Annotated in this window: 20 protein-coding genes; 13 read left to right on the forward strand and 7 right to left on the reverse strand. The window is 42.4% G+C overall.

Annotated elements, in window-relative coordinates; all coding sequences use genetic code 11:
- Window positions 1–377 precede the first annotated feature (377 nt).
- The 7 genes from D0T84_RS15225 (at window position 378) to D0T84_RS15255 (ending at window position 10,542) form a co-directional block, all read left to right on the forward strand.
- A complete protein-coding gene (locus D0T84_RS15225) occupies window positions 378–3,059 on the forward strand; it encodes a DNA gyrase/topoisomerase IV subunit A (RefSeq protein WP_185155757.1) in 2,682 nt (893 codons plus the stop codon).
- Entirely contained in the window at window positions 3,031–3,987 is a 957-nt protein-coding gene (locus D0T84_RS15230) for a DUF3316 domain-containing protein (RefSeq protein ID WP_185155756.1), read from the forward strand. Before D0T84_RS15225 ends, D0T84_RS15230 begins: the two co-directional genes overlap by 29 nt.
- 28 nt (window positions 3,988–4,015) lie before the next feature.
- The gene (locus D0T84_RS15235; RefSeq protein ID WP_163308719.1) at window positions 4,016–4,414 is read left to right on the forward strand and encodes a DUF4359 domain-containing protein; all 399 of its coding nucleotides are present in this window, start codon (window positions 4,016–4,018) and stop codon (window positions 4,412–4,414) included.
- Window positions 4,415–4,864: 450 nt separating this feature from the next.
- On the forward strand, window positions 4,865–6,265 hold the full coding sequence (locus D0T84_RS15240; protein ID WP_370525511.1) for a GDSL-type esterase/lipase family protein: 1,401 nt from the start codon (window positions 4,865–4,867) through the stop codon (window positions 6,263–6,265).
- Window positions 6,265–7,707, forward strand: a complete 1,443-nt coding sequence (locus tag D0T84_RS15245) for a LysM peptidoglycan-binding domain-containing protein (protein ID WP_163308721.1) — start codon at window positions 6,265–6,267, stop codon at window positions 7,705–7,707. The genes D0T84_RS15240 and D0T84_RS15245 overlap by 1 nt, the downstream gene beginning before the upstream one ends.
- The gene (locus D0T84_RS15250; RefSeq protein ID WP_163308722.1) at window positions 7,704–9,260 is read left to right on the forward strand and encodes an MBOAT family protein; all 1,557 of its coding nucleotides are present in this window, start codon (window positions 7,704–7,706) and stop codon (window positions 9,258–9,260) included. The genes D0T84_RS15245 and D0T84_RS15250 overlap by 4 nt, the downstream gene beginning before the upstream one ends.
- Before the next feature lie 73 nt (window positions 9,261–9,333).
- Entirely contained in the window at window positions 9,334–10,542 is a 1,209-nt protein-coding gene (locus D0T84_RS15255; RefSeq protein ID WP_163308723.1) for a hypothetical protein, read from the forward strand.
- On the opposite strand, the gene D0T84_RS15260 is transcribed toward D0T84_RS15255, so the two are convergent.
- The 4 genes from D0T84_RS15260 to D0T84_RS15275 all read right to left on the reverse strand — a co-directional run bounded on the left by D0T84_RS15260 (window position 10,532) and on the right by D0T84_RS15275 (window position 13,323).
- Window positions 10,532–10,894 (reverse strand): DUF4359 domain-containing protein, encoded by a 363-nt coding sequence (locus D0T84_RS15260; RefSeq protein ID WP_163308724.1) that lies wholly within the window; start codon window positions 10,892–10,894, stop codon window positions 10,532–10,534. The two genes, D0T84_RS15255 and D0T84_RS15260, sit on opposite strands and share 11 nt — an antisense overlap.
- Before the next feature lie 330 nt (window positions 10,895–11,224).
- Entirely contained in the window at window positions 11,225–11,947 is a 723-nt protein-coding gene (locus D0T84_RS15265; RefSeq protein WP_163308725.1) for a hypothetical protein, read from the reverse strand.
- Window positions 11,948–12,700 carry an RNA methyltransferase gene (locus D0T84_RS15270; RefSeq protein WP_163308726.1) on the reverse strand — a complete coding sequence of 251 codons (753 nt, stop codon included), beginning with the start codon at window positions 12,698–12,700 and terminating at the stop codon, window positions 11,948–11,950.
- 230 nt (window positions 12,701–12,930) lie between these two features.
- A complete protein-coding gene (locus D0T84_RS15275) occupies window positions 12,931–13,323 on the reverse strand; it encodes a VOC family protein (protein WP_163308727.1) in 393 nt (130 codons plus the stop codon).
- A 288-nt stretch (window positions 13,324–13,611) separates the two neighbouring features.
- Here D0T84_RS15275 and D0T84_RS15280 point away from each other — a divergent pair, with 288 nt between their 5' ends.
- The 5 genes from D0T84_RS15280 (at window position 13,612) to D0T84_RS15300 (ending at window position 20,183) form a co-directional block, all read left to right on the forward strand.
- Window positions 13,612–16,026, forward strand: coding sequence for a BamA/TamA family outer membrane protein (locus tag D0T84_RS15280; RefSeq protein ID WP_163308728.1), 2,415 nt, complete (start codon window positions 13,612–13,614; stop codon window positions 16,024–16,026).
- Window positions 16,027–16,250: 224 nt separating this feature from the next.
- Entirely contained in the window at window positions 16,251–17,072 is an 822-nt protein-coding gene (locus tag D0T84_RS15285) for a tetratricopeptide repeat protein (protein ID WP_163308729.1), read from the forward strand.
- Between the two features lie 431 nt (window positions 17,073–17,503).
- Complete coding sequence (locus D0T84_RS15290; protein ID WP_163308730.1) at window positions 17,504–18,139, forward strand: peroxiredoxin; 636 nt, start codon at window positions 17,504–17,506, stop codon at window positions 18,137–18,139.
- Between the two features lie 148 nt (window positions 18,140–18,287).
- A complete protein-coding gene (locus D0T84_RS15295; RefSeq protein WP_163308731.1) occupies window positions 18,288–19,472 on the forward strand; it encodes a MalY/PatB family protein in 1,185 nt (394 codons plus the stop codon).
- Between the two features lie 102 nt (window positions 19,473–19,574).
- Window positions 19,575–20,183: a peptidylprolyl isomerase gene (locus tag D0T84_RS15300; protein WP_163308732.1), complete on the forward strand. Its 609-nt coding sequence runs from the start codon at window positions 19,575–19,577 to the stop codon at window positions 20,181–20,183.
- A 246-nt stretch (window positions 20,184–20,429) separates the two neighbouring features.
- Here D0T84_RS15300 and D0T84_RS15305 read toward each other — a convergent pair whose 3' ends face one another.
- The gene (locus D0T84_RS15305) at window positions 20,430–20,930 is read right to left on the reverse strand and encodes an ankyrin repeat domain-containing protein (RefSeq protein WP_163308733.1); all 501 of its coding nucleotides are present in this window, start codon (window positions 20,928–20,930) and stop codon (window positions 20,430–20,432) included.
- A 138-nt stretch (window positions 20,931–21,068) separates the two neighbouring features.
- On the opposite strand from D0T84_RS15305, the gene D0T84_RS15310 reads away from it, so the two are divergent.
- Window positions 21,069–21,497: a GTP pyrophosphokinase gene (locus tag D0T84_RS15310; protein ID WP_163308734.1), complete on the forward strand. Its 429-nt coding sequence runs from the start codon at window positions 21,069–21,071 to the stop codon at window positions 21,495–21,497.
- 10 nt (window positions 21,498–21,507) lie between these two features.
- Here D0T84_RS15310 and D0T84_RS15315 read toward each other — a convergent pair whose 3' ends face one another.
- Entirely contained in the window at window positions 21,508–21,645 is a 138-nt protein-coding gene (locus D0T84_RS15315) for a hypothetical protein (RefSeq protein ID WP_163308735.1), read from the reverse strand.
- 71 nt (window positions 21,646–21,716) lie between these two features.
- Entirely contained in the window at window positions 21,717–24,062 is a 2,346-nt protein-coding gene (locus tag D0T84_RS15320; RefSeq protein WP_163308736.1) for an ATP-dependent helicase, read from the reverse strand.
- Between the last annotated feature and the right edge of the window lie 394 nt (window positions 24,063–24,456).

Here is a 24,456-nt window from a genome sequence, read left to right on the forward strand (position 1 = left end):
ACTCAAATAGCCCGCTATTATCGTTTCAAGAAAGAAAAAAACATCTCTAAAACATCTCTAAAAATTTGAACGAATAAAATTTAAACAGTTTCTGAGAATTAGTGAAAAGCTCAGTGTTTCCCAGTGTCTTCTTCGTGTTTCTCAGTGTAACAATATATTTACGTCTTAATCTTTGCTGCATAAGAAAGCAAGTGATACGGAAACAACGAATACAATTCAATTTATAGATATAAAACACAAGAAGATTTCCATTTTGAATTAACATCAAAAAAAACTATCTTTGGCTAGTTTTTTAATAGCTATATAACCAATAATTACACATGCTCCCTGAAGATATTATCGACGAACCAGAGAATTTAAACAACGATGAACCTGTAATGGATAACGACCCGGAAGATACAGACAATGATTCCGACTCGCATTCCGATTATAAAGTTCCTGTAAAAGACACGGCAGACAACCAGACACACCTTTCAGGGATGTTCCAAAACTGGTTTCTCGACTACGCGTCTTATGTAATACTCGAACGTGCCGTTCCGCATATTTCCGATGGGCTGAAACCCGTACAACGCCGCATCATGCACTCGATGAAGCGTATGGATGACGGCCGTTACAATAAGGTTGCCAACATCATCGGGCATACCATGCAGTTCCACCCGCATGGGGACGCCTCTATTGGGGATGCCCTTGTACAGCTGGGGCAAAAGGATTTATTGGTAGACTGTCAGGGTAACTGGGGTAACGTATTCACCGGAGACGGGGCAGCCGCTCCGCGTTACATCGAGGCGCGGCTCTCTAAGTTTGCGCTGGAGGTGCTTTTCAACCCTAAAACTACGGAATGGAAACCATCTTATGACGGGCGTAACAAAGAACCGATAACGCTTCCTGTCAAATTTCCGCTACTGCTTGCACAAGGAGCCGAAGGGATCGCCGTTGGCTTGTCGTCAAAAATACTTCCGCACAATTTCAACGATCTCTGCGATGCCGCTATCTCGCATCTGCAAGGCGAAGAATTTACATTCTACCCCGATTTTCAGACCGGCGGATATATCGATGTCAGCAAATACAACGACGGAGAACGCGGCGGATCGGTAAAAGTTCGCGCCAAAATATCGAAACTCGACAACAAAACACTCGTTATCAACGACATTCCTTACGGGCGCACATCTACATCCGTAGTAGAATCGATACTGAAAGCGAATGACAAAGGGAAGATAAAGATACGCAAGGTAGATGACATTACCGCACAGAACGTTGAGATACAGGTACATCTGGCTCCGGGCGTGTCGTCTGACAAGACAATCGACGCCTTGTATGCCTTTACGGACTGCGAGATAAATATTTCGCCCAATTGTTGCGTTATCGAAGATAACAAACCTTACTTCCTCACAGTAAGCGACATCCTCCGCCACACAACGGACAACACGCTGAAACTCCTTCAACTGGAACTCGAAATCCAAAAAAACGAACTTGAAGAAAGCCTTCATTTCTCATCTTTGGAAAAGATATTTATAGAAGAACGCATCTATAAAGATAAAGAATTTGAAAACGCGGCCAATATGGATGCCGCCGTAGAGCATATCGATAAAAGGCTGTCTAAATTCGCTAAACTCTTTATCCGTGAAGTGACCCGCGAAGATATACTCAGGCTGATGGAAATCAAGATGGGGCGCATCCTCAAGTTCAATTCCGACAAGGCTGACGAACTTATAGCCAGATACAAAGAAGAAATAGAGGAAATAAAACACAATATAGAAAACATTACGGACTACACCATCTCATGGTTTGTAATGCTGAAAGAAAAATACGGTAAGAATTTCCCCCGAAAGACGGAGATACGCAGTTTCGATACCATTGAAGCTACAAAGGTAGTGGAAGCGAACGAAAAGCTGTACATCAACCGCGAAGAAGGATTTATAGGTACATCGCTCAAAAAAGACGAGTATGTATGCAACTGTTCGGATATAGATGACATAATTATCTTCTTCAAAGACGGTAAGTATAAGATCGTAAAGGTCAGCGACAAGATGTTTGTCGGCAAGAATGTACTTTACCTGTATGTATTCCGCCGCAACGACAAACGCACCATCTACAACGTGGTCTACCGCCACGGGAAGAACGGCCCTTCATACATCAAGCGCTTTGCCGTAACGGGTATTACCCGCGACAAGGAATACGATGTCACTCAGGGTATGGAAGGTTCGCGTATCACCTATTTCAGTGCCAATCCGAATGGCGAAGCTGAAACAATACGCGTGATACTGAAACCAAAACCGCGCCAGAAAATACTTGTCTTCGAAAAAGATTTCAGCGATATAGCTATCAAAGGGCGTCAGTCGATGGGTAATATCCTCACTAAAGCGGAGGTACATAAAATATCATTGAAGCAAAAAGGAGGTTCCACACTTGGCGGGCGCAAGGTATGGTTCGACCAGGATGTACTGCGCCTCAACTATGACGGGCGCGGCAAGTATCTGGGAGAATTCCAGAGCGATGACCAGATATTGGTAGTCAACCAGAACGGAGAATTTTACACCTCCAACTTTGATGTTACCAACCACTACGAAGCCGGAATTATCCGCATCGAGAAATTCGATATGCATAAAAACTGGACAGCCGTACTATTCGATGCCGACCAGAAATTTATGTACCTGAAGCGGTTTACATTCGAGTCATCATCCAAGAAACAGAATTTCCTGGGAGACAACCCCGAATCGAAATTAAAGATACTGACAGATGTGGCCTATCCGCGCATACAGGTTGTCTTTGGCGGACGCGACAGTTACCGTGAAACGCTGGAAGTAGACGCAGACGAATTTATCGCGGTAAAAGGCTTCAAAGCAAAAGGAAAACGCCTGTCTACTTTCGAAATAGGAGAGATCAACGAACTGGAACCTACCCGTTTCCCTGAACCGGAAGAAGAGGAAGAAAAGAAATTCGAAGTACAGATAGATGACGAGGAAGATGCGGACGACCGTCCTATATCTGAGATTTTAGATGAAATAACGGGGCAGAAATCATTATTTAAGGATGGGGAAGAGGAGGCTGACGAAGAGTAAAGGTAATTCTATATGGTTAAGAAACTTGCTTCTTTTAATAGTGAGTTTGTTTTCTGTATCGCCTGCTTTTTCTCAGGAAATAGGAACAAAAATAAGTAAAGAAGATACGGTATGTCAGGTTTCTATTCCCGTAGAGACAGAGATTCCGGAAGAACCGCTAATCCGGTGTGAACCCGTCCCCCTATTATATACCAACAATGCCATCACAGCCTCTATCGGTGCAGCCAATATGTACGATACATACCTGTCTCCCTTAGAATACAAAGGCTTCTCTATTCAGCTGATGTATGAGCAAATGCGCCGTACCACTTGGTTCGACTACAGGTTCTACAAGCAGCAAGTCTTTCAGCTTGACTTTGCCAAAGGGGATAATCCGGCAAAAAATGCCACCGAATACTGGGGGTTATTCAACTACCGTATAGGCGGGCATTATATGCTTTATACAACAGACAAATTCAGGCTCGGCGCCGGCGGCTTATGGGATATCAACGCGGGTGTGCTCTATAACGAGCGCAACGGCAACAATCCGGCTACAGCACGGGGTTACTCCAACCTGAACCTGTCTGCCACAGCGTCTTACAAATTCAGCTGGGGAGCCATTCGCTGGCAAATGGACACTCCTTTTGTGGGGATACTCTTCTCTCCTAAATACGGACAGTCTTATTACGAAATATCGCTGGGGAATTCCGTAGGGTTGGTTAATTTTGCATCGTTCCACAACCAAAGGGCGCTGCGCAACTATATTACGGCAGATATTCCGCTCGGGCAGTATATTATCCGTGTTGGCTACATGGGTTCATGGGTTCAGACAAAAGTTCATGATATACAAACCCATCATTACACCAACAGTTTTGTTATCGGCTTCCCTATCGAAGGGGTAAAGCAACCAAGAAAAAAAACGAGGAATCAGTATTGGGACGGCTATTAATCAGTGAACAGTTAACCCGTAGCTAAAAATGAGAGATATAAAGGAAATAGAAAAAAGATATAAAGACCCGAAAAGGATACCTAAAAAGGGTTCTCACCTATTAAAGAAAAGATATCTTCTTATCCTTATACTTCTTATCGCGTTCTTTACAAATCCCAGTGTGGAGAAACATAAAGAAGCCGTAAAACAAAGGGTGAACAAGATCGTATTGCCTGCTGACCCTTCCGGTTCGGGCTTTGTAGGCAATCATCCGTATGTAGACCAGTTTGTAGAATCATACGTCAGCAGGACTGATTATTACCTGTTTTCTACAACGACAGTTTCACGCGATTATCAGGTTATAACCATAGGGTTAGGTATCTTCGGACATGTTTTTATCTCCGATATGGTAGATGAAAAATTAAAGCAAATCGGGTCTAAACCTTAAATAAACAAGCCTGATAATTCATAATTTATCACTTAGAGATAGAGCATATAACTGCAAAGGCAAAATACTGAACAGTCATCAGTTAGCAACTCGCGACCGATAACCTTTACTGTCATTTTATCCCTTAAAGATTGGATTTCGTACAACGAAGGCTACATTTGATACATCCCGCATATTTATATAATTGTATACTCAAAGAATGATTTATTTTTGCATTACATCAGAATAAGCGCTAATCTGAAATCCCCCTTTGAGTAATGAACGATTAAAATATGAATATTATGGAAACAGGCTGAACTATACCACCCAAAACGGAAGAATATATACCCGAAAAGTAAAATATCGCTAAAATATACTTCCGTCCAAACATATTTTCAAAGAAAGTGATTAGCTTTGCACATCTTTGTAAATATCAATTCAACGAATAAAAAACGTATTAATTTGCTGATTGTGAGTACATCGAACAATTCTTATTTTGGAAAAGCAATATTATTCATTGTCTTATCCATAGCCATCTTTTTGCTTTGTAAACAATGGCTTCCCAAGCGCTTATTCCCTGAAAATGTAATAGCTACAGAGAATATTATAGTTGATAGTTTAATGTTGAGCGCTATAAGCGACACAACAGCTATCGACGGAACAATAGTTACGCTAAAAACCGACAGTATAAACAAGGCCGAAACCCCGGTAGAAATAGATGAAACAATAAATCCTTCCCTGAACGCAGACGGTTACCAAAACCTGAAACGCTTTTACCAAAGGTTGGAACAGCTGGAGGAAACGAAATCCGGTAAAATCAGGATCGGTTATTTCGGAGACTCTATGAACGATGGAGACTATATAGTACAGGACGTACGAAGCGAGTTCCAGAAAAACTATGGAGGACATGGTGTCGGATTTGTTGCCATATCATCCCTTTCGGGTGCTTCGCGTGGATCTGTATCGCATCAGGTATCGAAAGACTGGATTACACAATCTTTTGTGAAAGTAAAGAAACCGATGCGCCCATTCGGTATAGACGGACAGGTTTTCTTTGCCCGAAAAGGCGGCAGCAACTGGGTAAAATATAAAGCGCAGTCTCAGGCATACTCTACCGAGCTATACAGCCCGGTATTGTTATATGGCAGTTCGAACAACCAGAATGCTTCGGTTACAATCCGTGCAGATAAGGACTCAGTATTCACTAAAAAGCTGGAACCTTCTCATTCCCTGAACAAACTGGCTCTTACCTCCTATGATGTAAAATCATTGCAGGTAACGTTCAACAACGCAGATTCCATACCAATTTACGGATTCAGCTTTGATGACGGCCAGGGCGTACATGTGGATAACTTCTCCATGCGGGGAAATTCAGGATTGCCGCTATCCATCTTAAACCCGTCTTTGATGAACGCTTTCGACAAGGCCTTGGGATACGACCTTATTATACTCCAGTATGGCGCGAATGTATTGGGATACGGATCATTGAATTACCGCTGGTACGAAAAGAATATGACTACCGTAGTAAACAACCTGCACCAATGTTTCCCCGATGCTGATATACTGATTCTCTCTACTGCCGATAAGGCCAGCAAGATAGAACAGGAAATGAAAACAGACCCGGCGGTTACGGCTTTGGCTAAAGCCCAGAAAAACTATGCCCGTAAAACCGGATCGGGCTACATAGACCTCTACCAGGCAATGGGTGGCAATGGGGCTATGGTAAAATGGGTAGATAGTGGCCTTGCCAACAAGGATTACACACACTTTAATGCATCAGGTTCGCGCAAGATAGCAAAACTGATATATGACGAAATAAATAAAGGTTTCCAGAAATATAAACAAAATAAGACCGAAATAAAGAACGAGTGATGATATTTTCGAAGAAGAGCCGGGCGATATGTTTATCCATATTATTCCTGTCGTTTCCCCTTACACTGTTTTATTCATCAGCTAAAGGCGGAAAAGACATTGACAACGACAAAGAAAGAGTTTTTGCAAACCAGGAATTATTAAACCCGATCTTCGAGAAACTGTACAATCTGGAAAAAGAGAAAAAAGGGAAAATAAATATTGTCCACATAGGCGACTCACACATCCAGGCCGACTTTTTTACCAATGCTATAAGAAATGAACTGCAAGCCGGTTTCGGAAACGGGGGATACGGCTTCACATTCCCTTACAGCCTGGTGAGAACAAACGGAACCCGCAGTGTCAGGTACAGCAGCAACGCTACATGGCAAAGCCTCAGGAATGTATCGCCCATAGCCGATGTAGGCGTAGGGCTGAGCGGCATCGCGCTATATACATCTTCAAGCGACTTCATACTGCAATTGTATACACCAGAAGGCTATGAATTTAATAGCGTGAAAGTGATATACCCTGAAGAAGAGCCGCACTATAAGATGAGTATTTCTGCCGATCAGCTGGAAGTAACGGGGGGAACACCTACAGGAACAACTTCGGCTACAAGTATCAAGTATCATAAGGTAAAGAGAGGTGAAACATTATCTTCGGTAAGCCGGAAATATGGAGTAACACTCTTGCAGATAAAAAAAGCAAACGGAATGAAATCAAATATAATCAAAGTTAACCAAACCCTTAAAATCCCTGTAAAAACAGCGGGTAAGGCCGTCCAGACCAAACCGAGGAGCTCCAACCTTGATAAGGAGGAACTGGAATTCGCGGATATGGTATCCAAACCATATTATTCGTCCTACACAAGCGATTCGGCAATTAACAGGATTACCCTCGTGCCGGATGGAAAAATGGCGATGTACACATTGAATGGTTTTGTGATTGAGAACAATAATCCGGGAATCGTATACCATACGATCGGAGTGAACGGAGCGCAAATAAAGGACTATATCAAATATCCGTTGTTTTTCAAACAACTGCCGATCCTCAATCCCGACCTGATAATCCTGTCGTTCGGCACGAATGAATCATTCGGCAAAATGAGCGATACCCAATACATTTTCCAACTGAATGAATTCGTGAACAATGTAAGAGCCTATTGCAAAGATGCTACTATCCTTGTAATGACGCCTCCTCCTTCGATGTTCCGCAAAAGGAGGCAAAACACATTTGTAGCCGACTACAGCGTAGCCCTTATGGGGATCAACTATCTGCCTGTATGGGATCTATATTCCCGCATGAACGGCGATGCCTCAATCAGGGCACGGGGAGAATATGCATCGAAGATAGCGCGTGACAAGGTACACTATACAACAGGTGGTTACGAAGCACAAGGGCAACTGTTCGTTTCTGACTTTATGGAAGCTTATAATAACTTTAAAAGGCAGAAAAAATGAATATTATCGAAGATATCAGTAACATCTATTTGCCTGACCTCATAGCAGAATGGGCAAATGACATAGCACCCTATTTTGTGTACGATCCCTCACGCCCGTTATTGTTCAACAGTGCGTTCTTTCTAGGGTTCTTCCTTGTATTCTATATCGTATATGTAGTCAGCAAGAAGCACGACCACTTCCGGAAAGTGTACCTGATTGCTTTCTCCCTCTACTTCTACTATCTGGCAGGAGGAAATACGATGGACATAAACCTCTTTGGGCTGCATATACCGCTCAATTACTTCGTATTGCTGGTTATATGCGCTGTCGCCACCCACTGGCTGGCGGTAAAACTGCATCATGCGGAAAAGGAATCGACACGGAAATTCCTGCTGGGACTGATTATAGTAGGCAACCTGCTGATGCTGGCGTACTTTAAGTACACCAACTTCCTGATAGATAATATTAATGCGATATTCAGCGGGAATTTCGCCCTGCATAACATCATATTGCCGATAGGTATATCTTTCTTCGTGTTTGAGGCTATCAGTTATGGAGTAGACCTGTATCGCAGGCAGATGAAACCGGCCGATTCGTTGCTCGACTTCTGTTTTTATATCACATTCTTCCCTAAGCTGGTAGCAGGCCCTATTATCCGCGCAAAGGATTTCCTGCCGCAGATGAAGAATAAACTGCGTCTGACAAAAGAAGATGCCAGCGCGGCTATATTCCTCATCCTGATCGGGTTGATAAAGAAAGCGATTATATCGGACTATATCTCTATCAACTTTGTCGACCGTGTTTTCGATTCGCCAATGAGTTATACGGCATTCGAAAACCTGCTGGCTGTGTATGGATATACATTGCAGATATACTGCGACTTTTCGGGGTACTCCGATATAGCCATAGGATTATCCCTGCTGATGGGATTTACGATACCGCCAAACTTCCTGACACCGTACAAGTCACAGTCGATTACCGAATTCTGGCGCCGTTGGCATATATCACTATCCTCATGGTTAAGGGATTACCTGTATATATCGATGGGCGGCAACCGTAAGGGCAAGATCAGGACTTACTTCAATCTCTTTATGACTATGCTGATCGGTGGACTATGGCATGGCGCATCATGGAAATTCGTCATCTGGGGCGGGTTGCATGGAGGTATACTCGTTACAGAACGGTTCTTCAAGCAATATATAAAAGTACCCGACAACCGTTTTACCCGCATCATCTGTATACTCCTGACATTCCATTTCGTAGCATTCTGCTGGATATTCTTCCGCGCAGGCAGCTTCGAACTGGCGGGCGATGTTATTTCCAATATCGGCAATCTTACTTTTGCTCCGGACGAATGGCTGACTATAATCGAAGGCTACAGGAATGTATTTATCCTGCTGGTTATCGGATATGCTATGCACTTCTTACCGGAGAAGTTCGTAAGTAATATAAAGGCAGAGTTCAATTCTATCCCTTTACTTGGTAAAGCTGCTTTTGCAGGAGTTATCTTCTGGATGATATTCGCAACTGCATCGAGTGGGCCTCAGCCGTTTATTTACTTCCAGTTTTAACAGCCCCTCCCTACCTCCCCACAGGGGGAGGAACCCCTCCTGCGGAGGGGTTGGGGAGGCCAAATTATATATCTTGAAACTCCATTATTTCAATCCCGGACACGAAACAGCAGTAAGCAATGCTTCCCCCTACTATACCGCTCCGGCCAATGTAGTGGCGATGCAACACGAACTTGCTTTTCTGCCCGCATGGTATGCCGATTCGGCAGACAGGATTTTGACAGACGACAGTACCGATGAATATTATACATACCTGTGCGAAAAGCTGCCCTCCCTGCCAAAACCAATATCTGCGGATGAATTGGGCAGGTTAGGCAATGCGGAAGTCTCATTATGGGGTATATCCCCGCAGGTAATCTATCATTTCGAAACACTAAATAAAGATCTGGAGCTCAAGCTAAAGATCCCTGAATGGCACAGGGAATACACCTACCTAAACGGCAGGCAGGCGGCAAGGGATTGCCTGATGAAGCTGGCAACTTCCATTCCCGAACTATCTCAAGCAATTATACCGAAGTTCTATACAAAGCTGGAAGATATATACGAGGCGGTAAACAACTCGCCCTGCCAATTATTGGCAAAAGCCCCCTACTCATCATCAGGCAGAGGCTTGCTGTGGCTACCTGTTACAGGGCTCACCCGCACCGAGAACCAGATATTGCACGGCATACTGAAGAAACAGGGAAGCATCTCTGTAGAAAAGGTATTGGACAAATACACCGATTTTGCCTTAGAGTTTATGGCAGACGGAAAAGGTGGAATTGAATTTGCCGGTTATTCGCTTTTCCATACCAATCCGAAGGGCGGGTATGAATCCAATCACATAGGATCACAAGAAGATATCGAAGCTCAATTATCTGAAAAAGTAGGCCTCAGCCTTATCCATCGGATAAAGGAGAGCCTCATCGCTATCCTTTCAGCAACGTATGCCGCATACACAGGCTGTATAGGTGTGGATATGCTCGTCTACAAAGAGAATGGGGAATATAAATTACATCCCTGCCTCGAGATAAATATGCGTTATAATATGGGATTCCTCACTTGCAGGTTATACCAGAATTACATTAGCCCCGGCTCATCAGGAAAATTCTATTTAGACTTTAATTCCGTAACAGGAGAAATGTATAAAAACCATCTCCGGATGCAATACGACTATCCACCCCGTTTCGAAAAAGGGAAACTGCTTTCGGGATACCTTCCGTTATGTCCTGTTAATGAAGAAAGTAAATACAGGGCATATATATTGATCGATAAGGATTCCCTGCAATCTTTCAGAACCTGATTTGCGATAGCTCTTCATCTATCACTTCATCCATCTTCTTGGTATAAAAGATATTACCAAAAGCCCCTATCCCAATCATTTGTTTCTTTCTGTTCAGCGTCACATTCGTTGTAGAAAAGACATAGTAATTCTCTACACTAACCACTTTATCAACCAATTGATCTATGGCTGCACCTCCAACGAGCATACCTACCGAACGCTTCACAAGGCTCTCCTTTGCCGTAAGCTCCTCTATATGAGACTGAAGCTTGGCTTTCAGGGCTTCTTTATGTTTCTCTTCTCCGGGGTTTGTAAACACTCCAGCAACAGCAATTATGACCACCAATACAATAAACATTCGTAACTTTTTCATTTCCGTTTTTTTAGTTATTTTTGTGCAAGATAATTATAAAGTTGCATTTAATGCGAATCAAGGGTTGCTTTGGGTTGAAGTATACTATTATAAATCAATCTTCTATTTTGCAATCAGGGTTCTAAGTCCACGAAGTGGGCTATATGGATAACTACGGGTAAAACCCGTGGAAAAAGCGGATAGGGAGAGGCCGTCTCCGTAGGAGGCGAATGGCATTTGTTTTTGCTATTTGCCTCCTACGGAGACATATTCTTCTGTCAGTTCCTGCCACGGGTTTTACCCGTGGTTATCCACTTTCAGTCCCTTCGGGACAATAAGTTACTGTGCTTTTTAACCCTTGATTCGCATATTTATTAAAGATATAATTTCACTTTCATCCAGATCAATATACATACTGTTTTCCTCACAAACCGACAATTGTAATTTATTCCCTGCCCAACCATGTGCAGAACAACAATAATCGCCATAAGTATCATTGATATACTTTCCCAGATTAGTGGCTCTATATGAGAAAAAATCATCTGGATTGGAAAAATCGCAAACAGTAACTGTAGAAACATTCATGCCATCCTGACCGGTAATAGCCAACAAATTGTTTTCGGCATTATAAAAGAGTTTTTTAATATACCAAAATTCATTTTGGCAATCCTCTTCGGAGTCTTCATCCAAATTACAGATATCGAAGAATTGATGCTCCGTTTTGTTTGTAATATCATACACTGCAAATTCCAGTAAATCATATCCGCAGACAAGGTATTCATTATTATTGGAATGCAGCAGATAATGATAAAATAATTTACCAAATGTAAATCTTGTAGAGAACAACGTATCCGATGATTTATCCTGCAAAAGAATATTTTGACAATCGATATGATACCCGTAGTTAGTAGACACTTTATATGAATGATTATAATTCTCAATGACAAGGTTATAATCAGGGTTTAGCCCAACAGTTGTACGGTCTTTAAAATATTCTTCTGAGAAGATATACTTATATTTCTCCTTATGCATCAGGGCTTTTTCACTCCCTGCAATATTCTTTCCCAGTCCCATTCAGCTGTTCCTCCGTCTAAATTCAGCACAGATAATAGCTGTGGCAATCGCCACATTCAACGATTCGGAAGTCGGGTTACCTAACGGATAATTAGGGATATACAGCTTCTTTGTTATTAGTTTCTCTATTTCGGGTCGGATACCATTTCCTTCATTTCCCATCACAATGATTCCGTCCGCGGTTATCTCCTGCTCATACATGTTATCTCCGTCCAGCAGCGTACCATAGATGGGTAAATGCCCGTTTGCGGTCAAAAAAGCAGCCAGATCGACATAATGTATTTTAACCCTCGCCAATGCCCCCATCGTAGCCTGCACCACTTTAGGGTTGTATATATCGGCCGTATCCTGCGAACAGAATATATGACGGATACCGTACCAGTCTGCCAGACGGACAATCGTTCCCATATTGCCGGGATCCTGAATACCATCAAGGGCTAATACCAGTTCGTTCTCTATATCCGTTTCTTTTGCGGCTGCCGGTTGATAAAACACCGCCAATACTTGCTGCGGGTTCTGTAAGAAGCTGGCCTGAGACAACTGACTATCGTTTACCTCAACAACTTCTTCTATGCCACTTACATCGGTTACATTCAGAAAATCAGCGGTTGCAACCAATAGCTGGCACTTCATATACGGTAACAGATCGCTTACCATTTTGTTCCCCTCAGCGACAAAAGTTCCGTATTCTGCTCGGTATTTCTTCTCTTTCAGCGAACGGATATACTTTAGTTTATTCTTGCTTAAATTCATATCTTTTCAACAGGCACCAAACGCCCTTCTATAGATTAAAGCGCTCATAATCAATTAATATTTTATAAAAAGTGACAACCAACGGTCACAGGAGCGAAGCGTATGTAAAAGTGACATCTTTTTCAATACTTTTCATTGTTACTTTCAGCCTCTTCCACGTCCCAAAATAAAGGCTCTATAATAGATAATTTTACATCCAAAAAACAACATTAATTACTTAATATTGCATATCAGCACATTACTTCCAGGCGGTTACCCTCCGGGTCAAGTGTCTCAAATTCGTAATAACCATCGCCCGTAACCCGTGGCCCCCTCAGTACCGGATAACCCGCGTTCCTTAGTTCTTCCGCCTTCTTATCCACTTCCCCCTTTGAATCTACAAGAAAAGAAAGATGGATCAGTCCTTTATGTTGCTTTCCTACAATGTCGTTCGCGTTTTCGGGTATGTCTGCCCTATACATTATTTCCAGCTGGCTTCCCGAATCGAAGCTAAGAAAATAGCTTTTGAATCCGGTTTCCTTATTTTCGTACAACTGATTCGATTTTGCTCCGAAATGTCTGATATAATAATCCTTTACTTTCTCCAAGTCAGTAACCCAAACAGCGGTGTGATGAAGTTTCATAGCTATTTTATAATTGATTAAGAAACTGTTTAAATTTTATTCGTTCTAATTTTTAGAGATGTTTTTTTACATACGCTTCGCTCCTGTGACCGATGGTTGAGTTGAGAGAAAGGAAAAAACAGCCGAAAACAGACTAAAAATGAACGAAGAAAAAGGTATAATAAAATATTCGTATAAAATTTAAACAGTTTCTAATACTCTTTTTCAGACAAAACTACAAAAAGAAACAATTAAAACCCTAAATTTGCCGTTCAATTGATAATTAGAATTAGTTTCAGGTCGTATCCAATGAGGTATAAGTTTTTCATTACCCCTTTTATTGCCATCATCTGTGTTATTCTTATACAGTCGTGCAGCACAACGAAGTATGTCCCCGACGGAGAGTACCTGTTGGCCAATGCTACCGTAAAAAGTGATAAAAAGGTTATGTCCACAATGGATATGGAGACTTTTATCAAACAGAAACCCAACTTCAGGACTTTCGCCATATTCAAATTGCCCCTCTTCCTCTACAACATGTCGGGGGAAGATACTACCAAGTGGGTAAACCGTACGCTGCGCAATGCCGGAGACCCCCCTATACTCTACGACAGCACAATGCTGGGGCAGACAGTAATAAATCTGGAACGCATGATGACCAACAAAGGATACATCAATGCAAAAGTGACCCCTGTGGTGGAACTCAAAGACAAAAAAGCGAAAGTTACCTACCAAATAAAGGGTGGAGACCCATACAGGATAAAGGATTACATTATAAATATAAACGATAGCGTTATAAAGAAGGAGATTCAGCCTTCATTGTCCCGCCAGTCGTTAAGCAGCCGGAGGCGTAATAGAAGCAATCGGCCTATAAATATAGATACAGTCTTGTATCGCAACACATTAGTACGAAAAAATTCACTTTTGGATCTGGACATGCTGGATCAGGAGAGGGAGCGTATATCTTCCATCCTGCGCCGGACAGGATACTATGCCTTCAATAAGGAATATGTAGGTTTTGATGCCGACACAACGCTTGGCAACCACATGGTCAAACTGGATCTATCCATAGAGCCATTCGCCACACGCGCCGCCGATGGTAAAATAGTGGAGATACCGCACCGCCAGTATATCGTAAAAGATGTAGTCTTACTTGTCGATTACAATCCGTTATTGGATGGGAGCGTAAACGAATTTGAAGCAAGCAGCATCTACGAAAGAGGAGATTATAAAATAAAATATGGCCCGAGAGGAAAATATATCAGCCCCAACACGATTCTGGACAACTGCTATATAATGCCGGGACTGCTATTCAACGAAAACTCGACAACACTAACCTACAGCGCGTTATCCCAACTCAAAATTCTCAAAAATATAAATATAAGCTATACTGAGTTTATCGAAAATGACTCAACCAAGCTGCACTGCATAATCACCTGCGTGCCCGACAAGAAGCAAGGCATGTCAGTCGAAGCCGAAGGCACCAATTCGGGTGGCTACTTCGGTGTGGGAGCAAGCGTAGGCTACCTGCACAGAAACGCCTTCAAGGGATCGGAGCTTTTTAGCGCCAGGTTAAGGGGTGCTTATGAAGCGATCACGCCTAGTTTTACAAGTTTCTCTGACAATTATTTTGAGATTGGAGGCGAAACGTCCCTTACCTTTCCCAATTTCTTATTCCCATTCTTAAAGAAAGACTTTAAACGGCGCATCCATGCTTCTACCCAGCTCAATGCAAGTTATACATACCAGCGAAGGCCCGGGTATTTTACCCGCACTGTATTAGCATCGGGAGTAAAGTATATATGGCAGGACAGGCGGCAATCACTCAACCGCCATACATTCGACCTCATAGAGGTCAGTTATATCCACCTGCCGTCTATAGATTCAGTCTTTAACAAAAGGCTTTCGGATGCTGCCCGTCAATATAGCTTCAAAGACCATTTTATACTGGGGACAGGGTACACATTTTCGAGAACAAACATTGCAAGTGCCAACAGACGCTCTTATCAGCCGATCTATTCATTTCGCGCATCGATAGAAACAGCCGGTAACCTGTTAGCTTTAGCGGCGAGGCTTGCCGATGCCAAGCCCGATTCGCTGGGATCGAAACAGGTGTTCGGCACAAACTTTGCCCAATATGTACGCGCATCGGCCGATTATAGTAAGACCTACCAGATAGATGAAAAAAATTCCGTTGCGTGGCATATCGGAGGAGGTATAGCCTATCCCTACGGGAACAACCAGCAAATACCTATCCAGAAACGATTCTTCTCGGGAGGAGCAAATGGCGTAAGAGGATGGTCGATACGCGAACTCGGCCCCGGCTCTTACTATTTCAAGGGCACGGGTGTAGGAGACGATAAAGACAACTTCTACTACCACTCCGGCGATATACGGCTGGACGCAAGTATCGAATACCGCAGCAAATTGTTTTGGATAATTGAGATGGGAGCATTTGTTGACGCGGGAAATATCTGGACAATAAAGGACTATGAAGATCAACCCGGCGGCGCGTTCAAATTCAACAAGTTCTATAAAGAAGTAGCCGTTGCATGGGGATTAGGCTTACGCCTCAATTTTGACTATGTCCTTATCCGGCTAGACTGCGGCTGGAAGGCATACGATCCGTCCGGAGACCCGGATGTTACCAGATGGCCCATAAAGGAACCTTGGCGAATAAAGAAAAACACTGCTTGGCATATCGCCGTGGGATATCCGTTCTAAAACAAGGAAACGGAAAATGTTCAAAGTTCTGAACCACACTCTTTTTTAATTGATATGAATATTTAATTCTTTTTAGGCAATATGTTTTTATTTAATATGTTAAATAGAAGTACATTTGCATCATAAGGGCACAAGCCCGTCTATTATGTTTTAAGTATTACAATAAAAGATCGTTACATTTCAAAAAACATATCACTAAAATCTATCTGTCACTTATTTTATCAATGAAGAAATTATATACTTTCGTTTTACTATTTACCCTTACATTCAGCATATGGGCACAAACCTACGAAGAAATGGTAACCCGTGCAATGGACTATGTAGACCTGAAAGATTATGCTGCAGCCGAACAGGCCATGATTGCCGCGCTACGCAAAGAGCCCGCCAACCCGAATAACATTATGCTGATGGTCAACCTGGGTACTATACAGCGAAACTTAGGACAATTTGAAGACGCGCTGGTATCGTATAACGTTGCGATAGAAAAGTATCCCGAAAAAACATTCCTGAGGCACAGCAGGGCTGCCTTATATTGCGATATGGGACGCTTCGAAGACGCAATGAAAGACTATAACACAATCGTATTAACCGACACTGAAGACATAGAAGCGCTATACCGCCGCGGGCTGTTATACCTTGCCAATAAGAACCTGCTGGCCGCCGAAGAGGATTTTGACAATATACTGGAAAAGGCGCCGGAAAATATGCAGGGGAAAATGGGGCTGGCGTTGCTGATGAAACGGAGAGGCGAATTTAAGGAAGCGGAAGATATATACAGCGACCTGATATATAAATACAGGAATAACGCAGACTTGTATTTCAACAGAGCTGAATGCTATCTCCAATTGGATAAACTTGCACGCACAAACGAGGATATAAACAAAGCCATCGAACTGGGGTATAACGACCCCCTCATCTTTCTTCTGAGAGGCCAGCTACGGCTGGCTCAATACGACAAGCGCCTGGCTAAGGAAGATTTCCTAAAAGCACAGGAAATGGGCGTTGATGAAGCTACTATAGCGGATCTACTAAAACTCTGTAAATAATGCGAATCAGGGGTTAAAAAGCACAGTAACTTATTGTCCCGAAGGGACTGAAGGTGGATAACCACGGGTAAAACCCGTGGCTGGGACTGGCTGGAAAATATGTCTCCGTAGGAGGCAAATAGCAAAAACAAATGCCATTCGCCTCCTACGGAGACGGCATCTCCCTATCCGATTTTTCCACGGGTTGTACCCGTAGTTATCCATATTAGCCCACTTCGTGGACTTAGAACCCTGACTGCAAAACAGAAGATTGATTTATAATAGTATACTGCAACCCTAAGCAACCCTTGATTCGCATAAATAGCTAAAAAACCCACCGGGCACATAAACATAATCGATATTAATATAATTATTATCTATTTGATTTATTAAGAATGTCGACTTACATTTGTAGGAAGAATTACAAACTTAATAATTAAAAAGAAACGATTATGTCAGTATTAGTAGGAAAGAAAGCACCTGTTTTCAATACAAGCGCAGTAGTAAATGGCGGAGAAGTAGTAGACAACTTTTCCCTGGAACAATACAAAGGCAAAAAGTATGTGGTCTTTTTCTTCTATCCCGCAGATTTCACATTTGTTTGTCCTACAGAAATCATCGCTTTTCAAGAAAGAATAGCTGATTTCGAATCTCGCAACGTAGCCGTAGTGGGCGCCTCTACCGACTCCGCAAATTCGCACTGGAAATGGCTGCAGACTGAGCAAAATGATGGTGGTATCAAAGGAGTGAAATACCCTCTGGTAGCCGATCAGTCCTTAATGATTTCAACAGCTTACGATGTATTGGCCGGCTCGTTTGACTACAACGATGAAGGCGAAGATGTATTTAACGGTACACCTCAGGCATACCGTGGTCTTTTCCTTATCGATAAGGATGGTATCGTACGCCATCAGGTAGTGAATGACATGCCACTTGGCCGGAGTGTTGATGAAATTATCCGCGTTATCGACGCTCTTCAGTTTACCGAAGAATACGGAGAAGTATGCCCGGCTAACTGGAAAAAAGGCGAGAAAGCACTGAAAGCGACACATGAAGGAATTGCAGATTATCTGTCTCACAAAGATTAATCACAATTTTGCCTTATAGCGTGTATATATTTAGGTTAATTTAGTTCTGAAAGCCGTAGTCCACCGATTACGGCTTTTTAATATAATAAGAAGGCTCAATTGGTCTTATTTTTCATACTTTTGTACCTTCTATCGTAATATAAACAAAATGACATACAATTTCGACGAAATTATAGACCGGAAAGGAACCGATGCTTTGAAAACGGATGCGCTTGCCACCCGTTACGGGAACCCTGACCTGATTCCGTTATGGGTTGCCGACATGGATTTCAAATCTCCACCCGCAGTAGCGGACGCCATAATACAGCGTGCCAAACACGGCATATTCGGCTACACCTGCCCCTCGCAGGAATATTATAATTCAATTATCAACTGGATAGGCACCCAACATGAATGGAAAGTAAAGCAAGAATGGATCACATTTATTCCCGGCATCGTTAAAGGAATAGCTTTTGTCTTGGACTGTTTTACGCAAAAGGATCATCAGGTTATAATACAACCTCCTGTATACCATCCGTTCCGCATCATACCTACCATGCATAAACGTACTGTAATAGACAACCCCCTACTATTACAGGCCGGGCAGTACAAGATGGATCTGGATGGGCTGAAACGACTAATAGAACCTGCAAGCAAAGTGCTTATACTCTGCAATCCCCACAATCCGGGAGGAAGGGTATGGACCCGTCAGGAATTGACAGATATTGCCGAAATATGCCACGAGCATAAAATACTGGTCATTTCGGACGAAATACATTCCGACCTTGCTTTTGCCCCTCATAAGCACATACCTTTTGCCAGTGTGTCAGACAAAGCGGCTCAAAACAGCATAACCTTTATGGCGCCGAGTAAAACATTCAATATAGCGGGTATCGTTAGTTCTTACGCTATAATCCCCAATGAGGAACTAAGGGATAAATTCAGCCATTATCTGGAAAGCAGCGAACTCAGCGAAGGACATATATTTGCCTATCTGGCAGCTCAGGCAGCCTATGAATATGGAAATGAATGGCTGGTACAAGCCAAAGATTATATATGGAAAAACATTCGCTTTGTAGATGAATACCTCAAAGCCAACATACCTCAGATAAAGGCAATGGTTCCGGAAGCATCGTTTCTGGTATGGCTCGATTGCAAAGAGTTGAATCTGTCGCAGAAAGACCTGGTTTCATTATTCGCAGATGATGCCAAACTGGCATTAAATGATGGAGTTATGTTTGGCCAGGGAGGCGAAGGATATATGCGTATGAATGTAGGGACACCACTGGCGAATATACAAAAAGCGTTGGATAATCTTAAAAAGGCAGTGAACGCAAAACAAACAAATAGCTAGAATTGTTTTCATTACAATTTTGGGCACGGTTATTGTCATAAAACTAAACAAAAGAGTCTTTAACGGACTTGGTTATTAATCTAGATAAATTATTACTTAAAAATGAAAATTTCAACTAATAAATTTGTTGCTCTGTCTTACGACTTAACCGTTGGAGAAGGCGAGGAACTTGAATTAATGGAAAGAGCAACAGCTGAGACTCCTCTTGAATTTATTTTTGGAACCAACTCGATGCTTGAAGCTTTTGAAAAAAATATCGACGGACTGGTTGAAGGTGATTCTTTCAACTTTGTACTTACTCCCGATGAAGCTTACGGAGAATACGACGATGAGCATATTGTAGATCTTCCACGTCATATATTCGAACAGGACGGTGTACTGAATGAAGATGTTATCTTCGAAGGCAATACAGTCCCGATGATGGATACGAATGGAAACCGCCTGAACGGTTCGGTTGTAGAAGTTAAAGATGATGTTATCAAAATGGACTTCAATCATCCGTTAGCCGGCGAAACGCTCAACTTCTCCGGTAAGGTACTCAATGTAAGGGAATCTACTCCGGAAGAAATCGCGGCACTGTTTGCTCCTCAGGGAGGATGTGGCTGTGGCTCAGGCTGTGGATGCGGAGACGATGAAGAAGGCTCTTGCGGATGTGGTAGCGAAAAAGAAATGGCCGGAGGTGGCTGTGGCTCGGGCTGCGGTTGTCACTAAAAAGACATTTAGAAACTGTTTAAATTTTATTCGTTCAAATTTTTAGAGATGTTTTAGAGATGCTTATTTACATACGCTTCGCTCCTGTGACCGTTGGTTGAGTTGAGAGAAAGGAAAAAACAGCCGAAAACAGACTAAAAATGAACGAAGAAAAAGGTATAATAAAATATTCGTATAAAATTTAAACAGTTACTTACCCTATATAGGAAAAGACAGGTCGTCAAAAACCTGTCTTTTTTGTTGATATTATCTCTCAAAATATTTCCTTGCATCATAGTTGGCAATACTTTCTGCCAGCTCGACAGGGCTTATTCCATGAGCATTCGTCTTATGTATATCTGCACCTGACTGAATAAGTTTTTCTATAAAATAGCCATCATCTCCCCTATAAGACATTACTGCTGTAAACAAAACCGTATTGCCGTTTGCATCTGTTGAATTTACGTCGGCGCCCAGTCCGATCAGATAGTCTGTTATATCCTTTAACTTCATAAATACAGCTAAATGCAAAGGACTCCTTTGATATGCACCTTTCTGTTGTTTTTCGTCTATATCCAATCCTGCTTTTACGAATAAGTCAATAACTGATTTATAGTTTAAGTTTAAGCTTTTCGACTGTTTTATATAATAATGTAATATATTATTTCCCGAATTATCGATTTCTTTGATATTATAGTTTTCCAGAACTACTTCCAATTTTTGGATATCAGCTTCAAGTAATACTAATTTCTGTTCTTCTATAGTCATATTTATATCCCTTTTCATTTTATCTATAAGACAAAGTTACAATATATTTTTATTCAACCATCTGTATAATATATATTTCCGGGCTAAAATCATAAGTCTTTTTTTCATTAGCTTTGCACTGTACATTTTATACTACAAATGGAAAAAATATTAGCGAAAGCAATACAAATAGCAGTGAATGCCCATACCGGACAAACTGACAGAGCCGGAAAACCTTATATTCAACATCCGTTGCGCGTAATGAGCGCCGTGAACACAACGGAAGAAAAAATAGTAGCCATACTGCACGATGTTATTGAAGATACAGGCATTACTGCGAGGGATCTTACTAATGAGGGTATCCCCGAGAACCTCGTTAATGAAGTCCTTGCCCTGACTCACGATCCTGATGTAGACTATGATGCATACGTCCACAAGATAGCCGGATATAAGATTGCCAGTAAGGTAAAGTTAGCCGACCTGAAAGACAATATGGATATAACACGGTTAGGCGAAATCTCGGAAAAAGATATAGAACGGCTAAAAAAATATCACAGGAACTATATATACCTCAAAAGCAAGCAGTAGGATAGCGCTACTACCCTTTTACAAAGCGGGGGTAATACGATTTCAGCCTGTCACTCCGGCTTATGGATATTGCCACATATACAGGATAAACTAAACTTACCAGAATGTTTACTCCTATAAAGACCGAGTATATGATAAGCATATTCATTCTTGCGGCATTTGTGCGTACAGGCTTGCAGTAGCATGACAAACGTACGGCATATATGTCCGGTGAGGAAATTAACCCACAATTTCGAAGCGGGCAAATTTCAATAACAACTGCTTTACTCCCGAATTTTCAAATTCGACTGTCGCCTTACGGCTATCCGGGTCTCCACTTACGGCTGTAACCTTACCTATACCGAAACGTTCGTGCCTGATAGTCGCTCCCACCTGTACTTCTCCGGCATTACCCCCTGCTGACGCTTTCGGCGTGGCAGTCTTGGCGTTTACAAAATTGGAGCGGGAGATATTCCCCTGTTGCGACTCAGGTCTGGAAACCGGTTGTCGCTGCACACGGTTGGGAAAAGAACCCGAAGAACTCCCCGTATAATCATACAGATCTTTTGTATACGTATCCGGACGGTTTAGCACGCCAAAACTTCCGCCGCCAAGTACTCTGGCATTTACATTCAGATAGGAGGTATCTATATCCCTGAGAAAACGGCTTGGGTTACAGGCATTGATCTGGCCGTTACGAAAACGGCTCTTAGCATAGGTTATCATGCAGAATTCCTTAGCCCTCGTTATAGCTACATAAAACAGGCGGCGCTCTTCTTCAAGCCCCCTGAATTCTTCCTTAGCCATAGCCGAAGGAAAAAGGTCTTCTTCGAGCCCCACAATGAATACATTGTTAAATTCCAGCCCTTTAGACGCATGGATCGTCATCATCGTAACTTTTTCCTTGTCCGCTTCCTTATCTGTATCCTGATCGCTCAGCAGGGAAACCTCCGACAGGAAATCCATCAGCCCTATCCCTCCTAGCTCTTCTTCCTGACGGCTCTCACAGAATTCATGTATACCGCCCAGCAACTCCTGCAGATTTTCCTGACGGCTCATCCCTTCCGGTGTCTGATCCTGATAGGCCTCGCTGGCTATACCGCTTTGTTTGACAATTTGCGTTGCAAGCATATAAGCCGACAGTTCTTTCAATTGCGCGATAAAACCCTCTATCAGTTCCCTAAAGCCGTACAGCTTCTTCGCTGTGCCTGCATTTACATCCAGATTATAAGACAGGGGATCGCCAATCACTTCCCACAGGCTTACGGTATGCAGGCGGGCTGCTTCGGCTATTTTATTCAATGTGGTGTTGCCTATACCCCGTGCCGGGAAGTTGATAATACGCCTGAAAGCCTCTTCATCATACGGATTGACCACCATACGGAAATACGCGATAACGTCCTTTATCTCCTTACGCTGATAAAAAGACAACCCGCCGTAGATACGGTACGGAATATTTTTCTTGCGCAAGGCTTCTTCAAAAATACGGGATTGGGCATTGGTACGGTAAAGGATAACAAACTCGCTGTACGATGCTTTCTTATCGCGGCGCAAATCCCATATCTTGTTGGAAACAATTACCCCTTCTTCGAAGTCGGAAAAAGCGCTGGCTATCTCGATCTGCTCCCCTTCGTCATTTTCGGAATAGATCGTTTTCTTTATCTGATCCTTATTTTGTTTTATCAGGCTGTTCGCGGCATTCACTATATTCTGGGTCGAACGGTAATTACGTTCCAGCTTGAAAAGCTTCGCTTCGGAATATATTTCCTTAAATTTCAGTATATTCTCGATATTCGCCCCGCGAAAAGAATAAATACTTTGCGCGTCGTCTCCTACTACACAAACCCGATGATGCGCGTCCGCCAGTTGCTTTACGACCAGATATTGAGCAAAATTCGTGTCCTGATACTCATCTACCAATATAAACTGATAACGTTCCTGATAAGCCGCCAATACTTGCGGATGATCCCTGAACAGGCAATTGGTATAAAACAACAAATCGTCAAAATCCATTGTATTAGACGCTTTCAGCCGGTTGTTATATTCCCTGTAAATATCTTTTATCACGGGCATCTTCGACCGCCGGTCATATTCTATCAACTCCTTATTCTGAGCATACATCTGCGGTGAAATCAACGCGTTCTTGGCATTCGATATGGTAGCCTGCACGCGTGCCGGCTTATATACTTTATCATCAAGCTGAAACTGTTTGATGATCGTCTTTATCAGGTTTCGGGAATCAGCGGAATCGAAGATCGTAAAGTTGGCGTTAAACCCTATTTTCTCCGCTTCGGTGCGCAGGATGCGTGAAAATACAGAGTGGAAAGTACCCATCCATAAATAGCGCGCATACTGCCACCCTATGAGCTGGGCTATACGTTCCTTCATTTCGCGCGCCGCCTTATTTGTAAAAGTAAGAGCCAGTATGCTCTGAGGATGATATCCCTGCTGCATCAGGTAGGCTATTTTATATGTCAGCACACGCGTCTTGCCCGAGCCTGCGCCCGCGATAATAAGGGAAGGCCCGTCGATGTATTCCACAGCTTCGCGCTGCTGTGTGTTCAGATGGTTGAGTAAATTATCCATAAATATTTTGAGATCGGATAACAAAGATAACGCTTTTTCAGTTATCAGTCATCAGTTGAGAGTTAACAGAGATAAAACTATAAACTATTGCATAGCGCATGAAAAAATATATTGTCGTTACAGATATAGTATCCGGTTCGATGTACTGCTATGCAGGGCTTTCCTGTCATGTACTGCTAAAAAGTAACGGTTAGGTAACATATATCAAAAATTTAATTCATTCTTCATTAGATATTTATGTCAATCAGTAGTTGAAAATATGATTAATATAATAGTTCAATTACATTAGTCGTTTTACATACGCTTCGCTCCTGTGAACGTTGTTTGTCGTGACTCGGCATAACATGAATTTTTAATTCAGTTCTGCCCTCGCTACTTAAAACGTTCTTTTATT

The organism is Dysgonomonas sp. 521, from assembly GCF_010501055.1.
Taxonomy (GTDB): domain Bacteria; phylum Bacteroidota; class Bacteroidia; order Bacteroidales; family Dysgonomonadaceae; genus Dysgonomonas.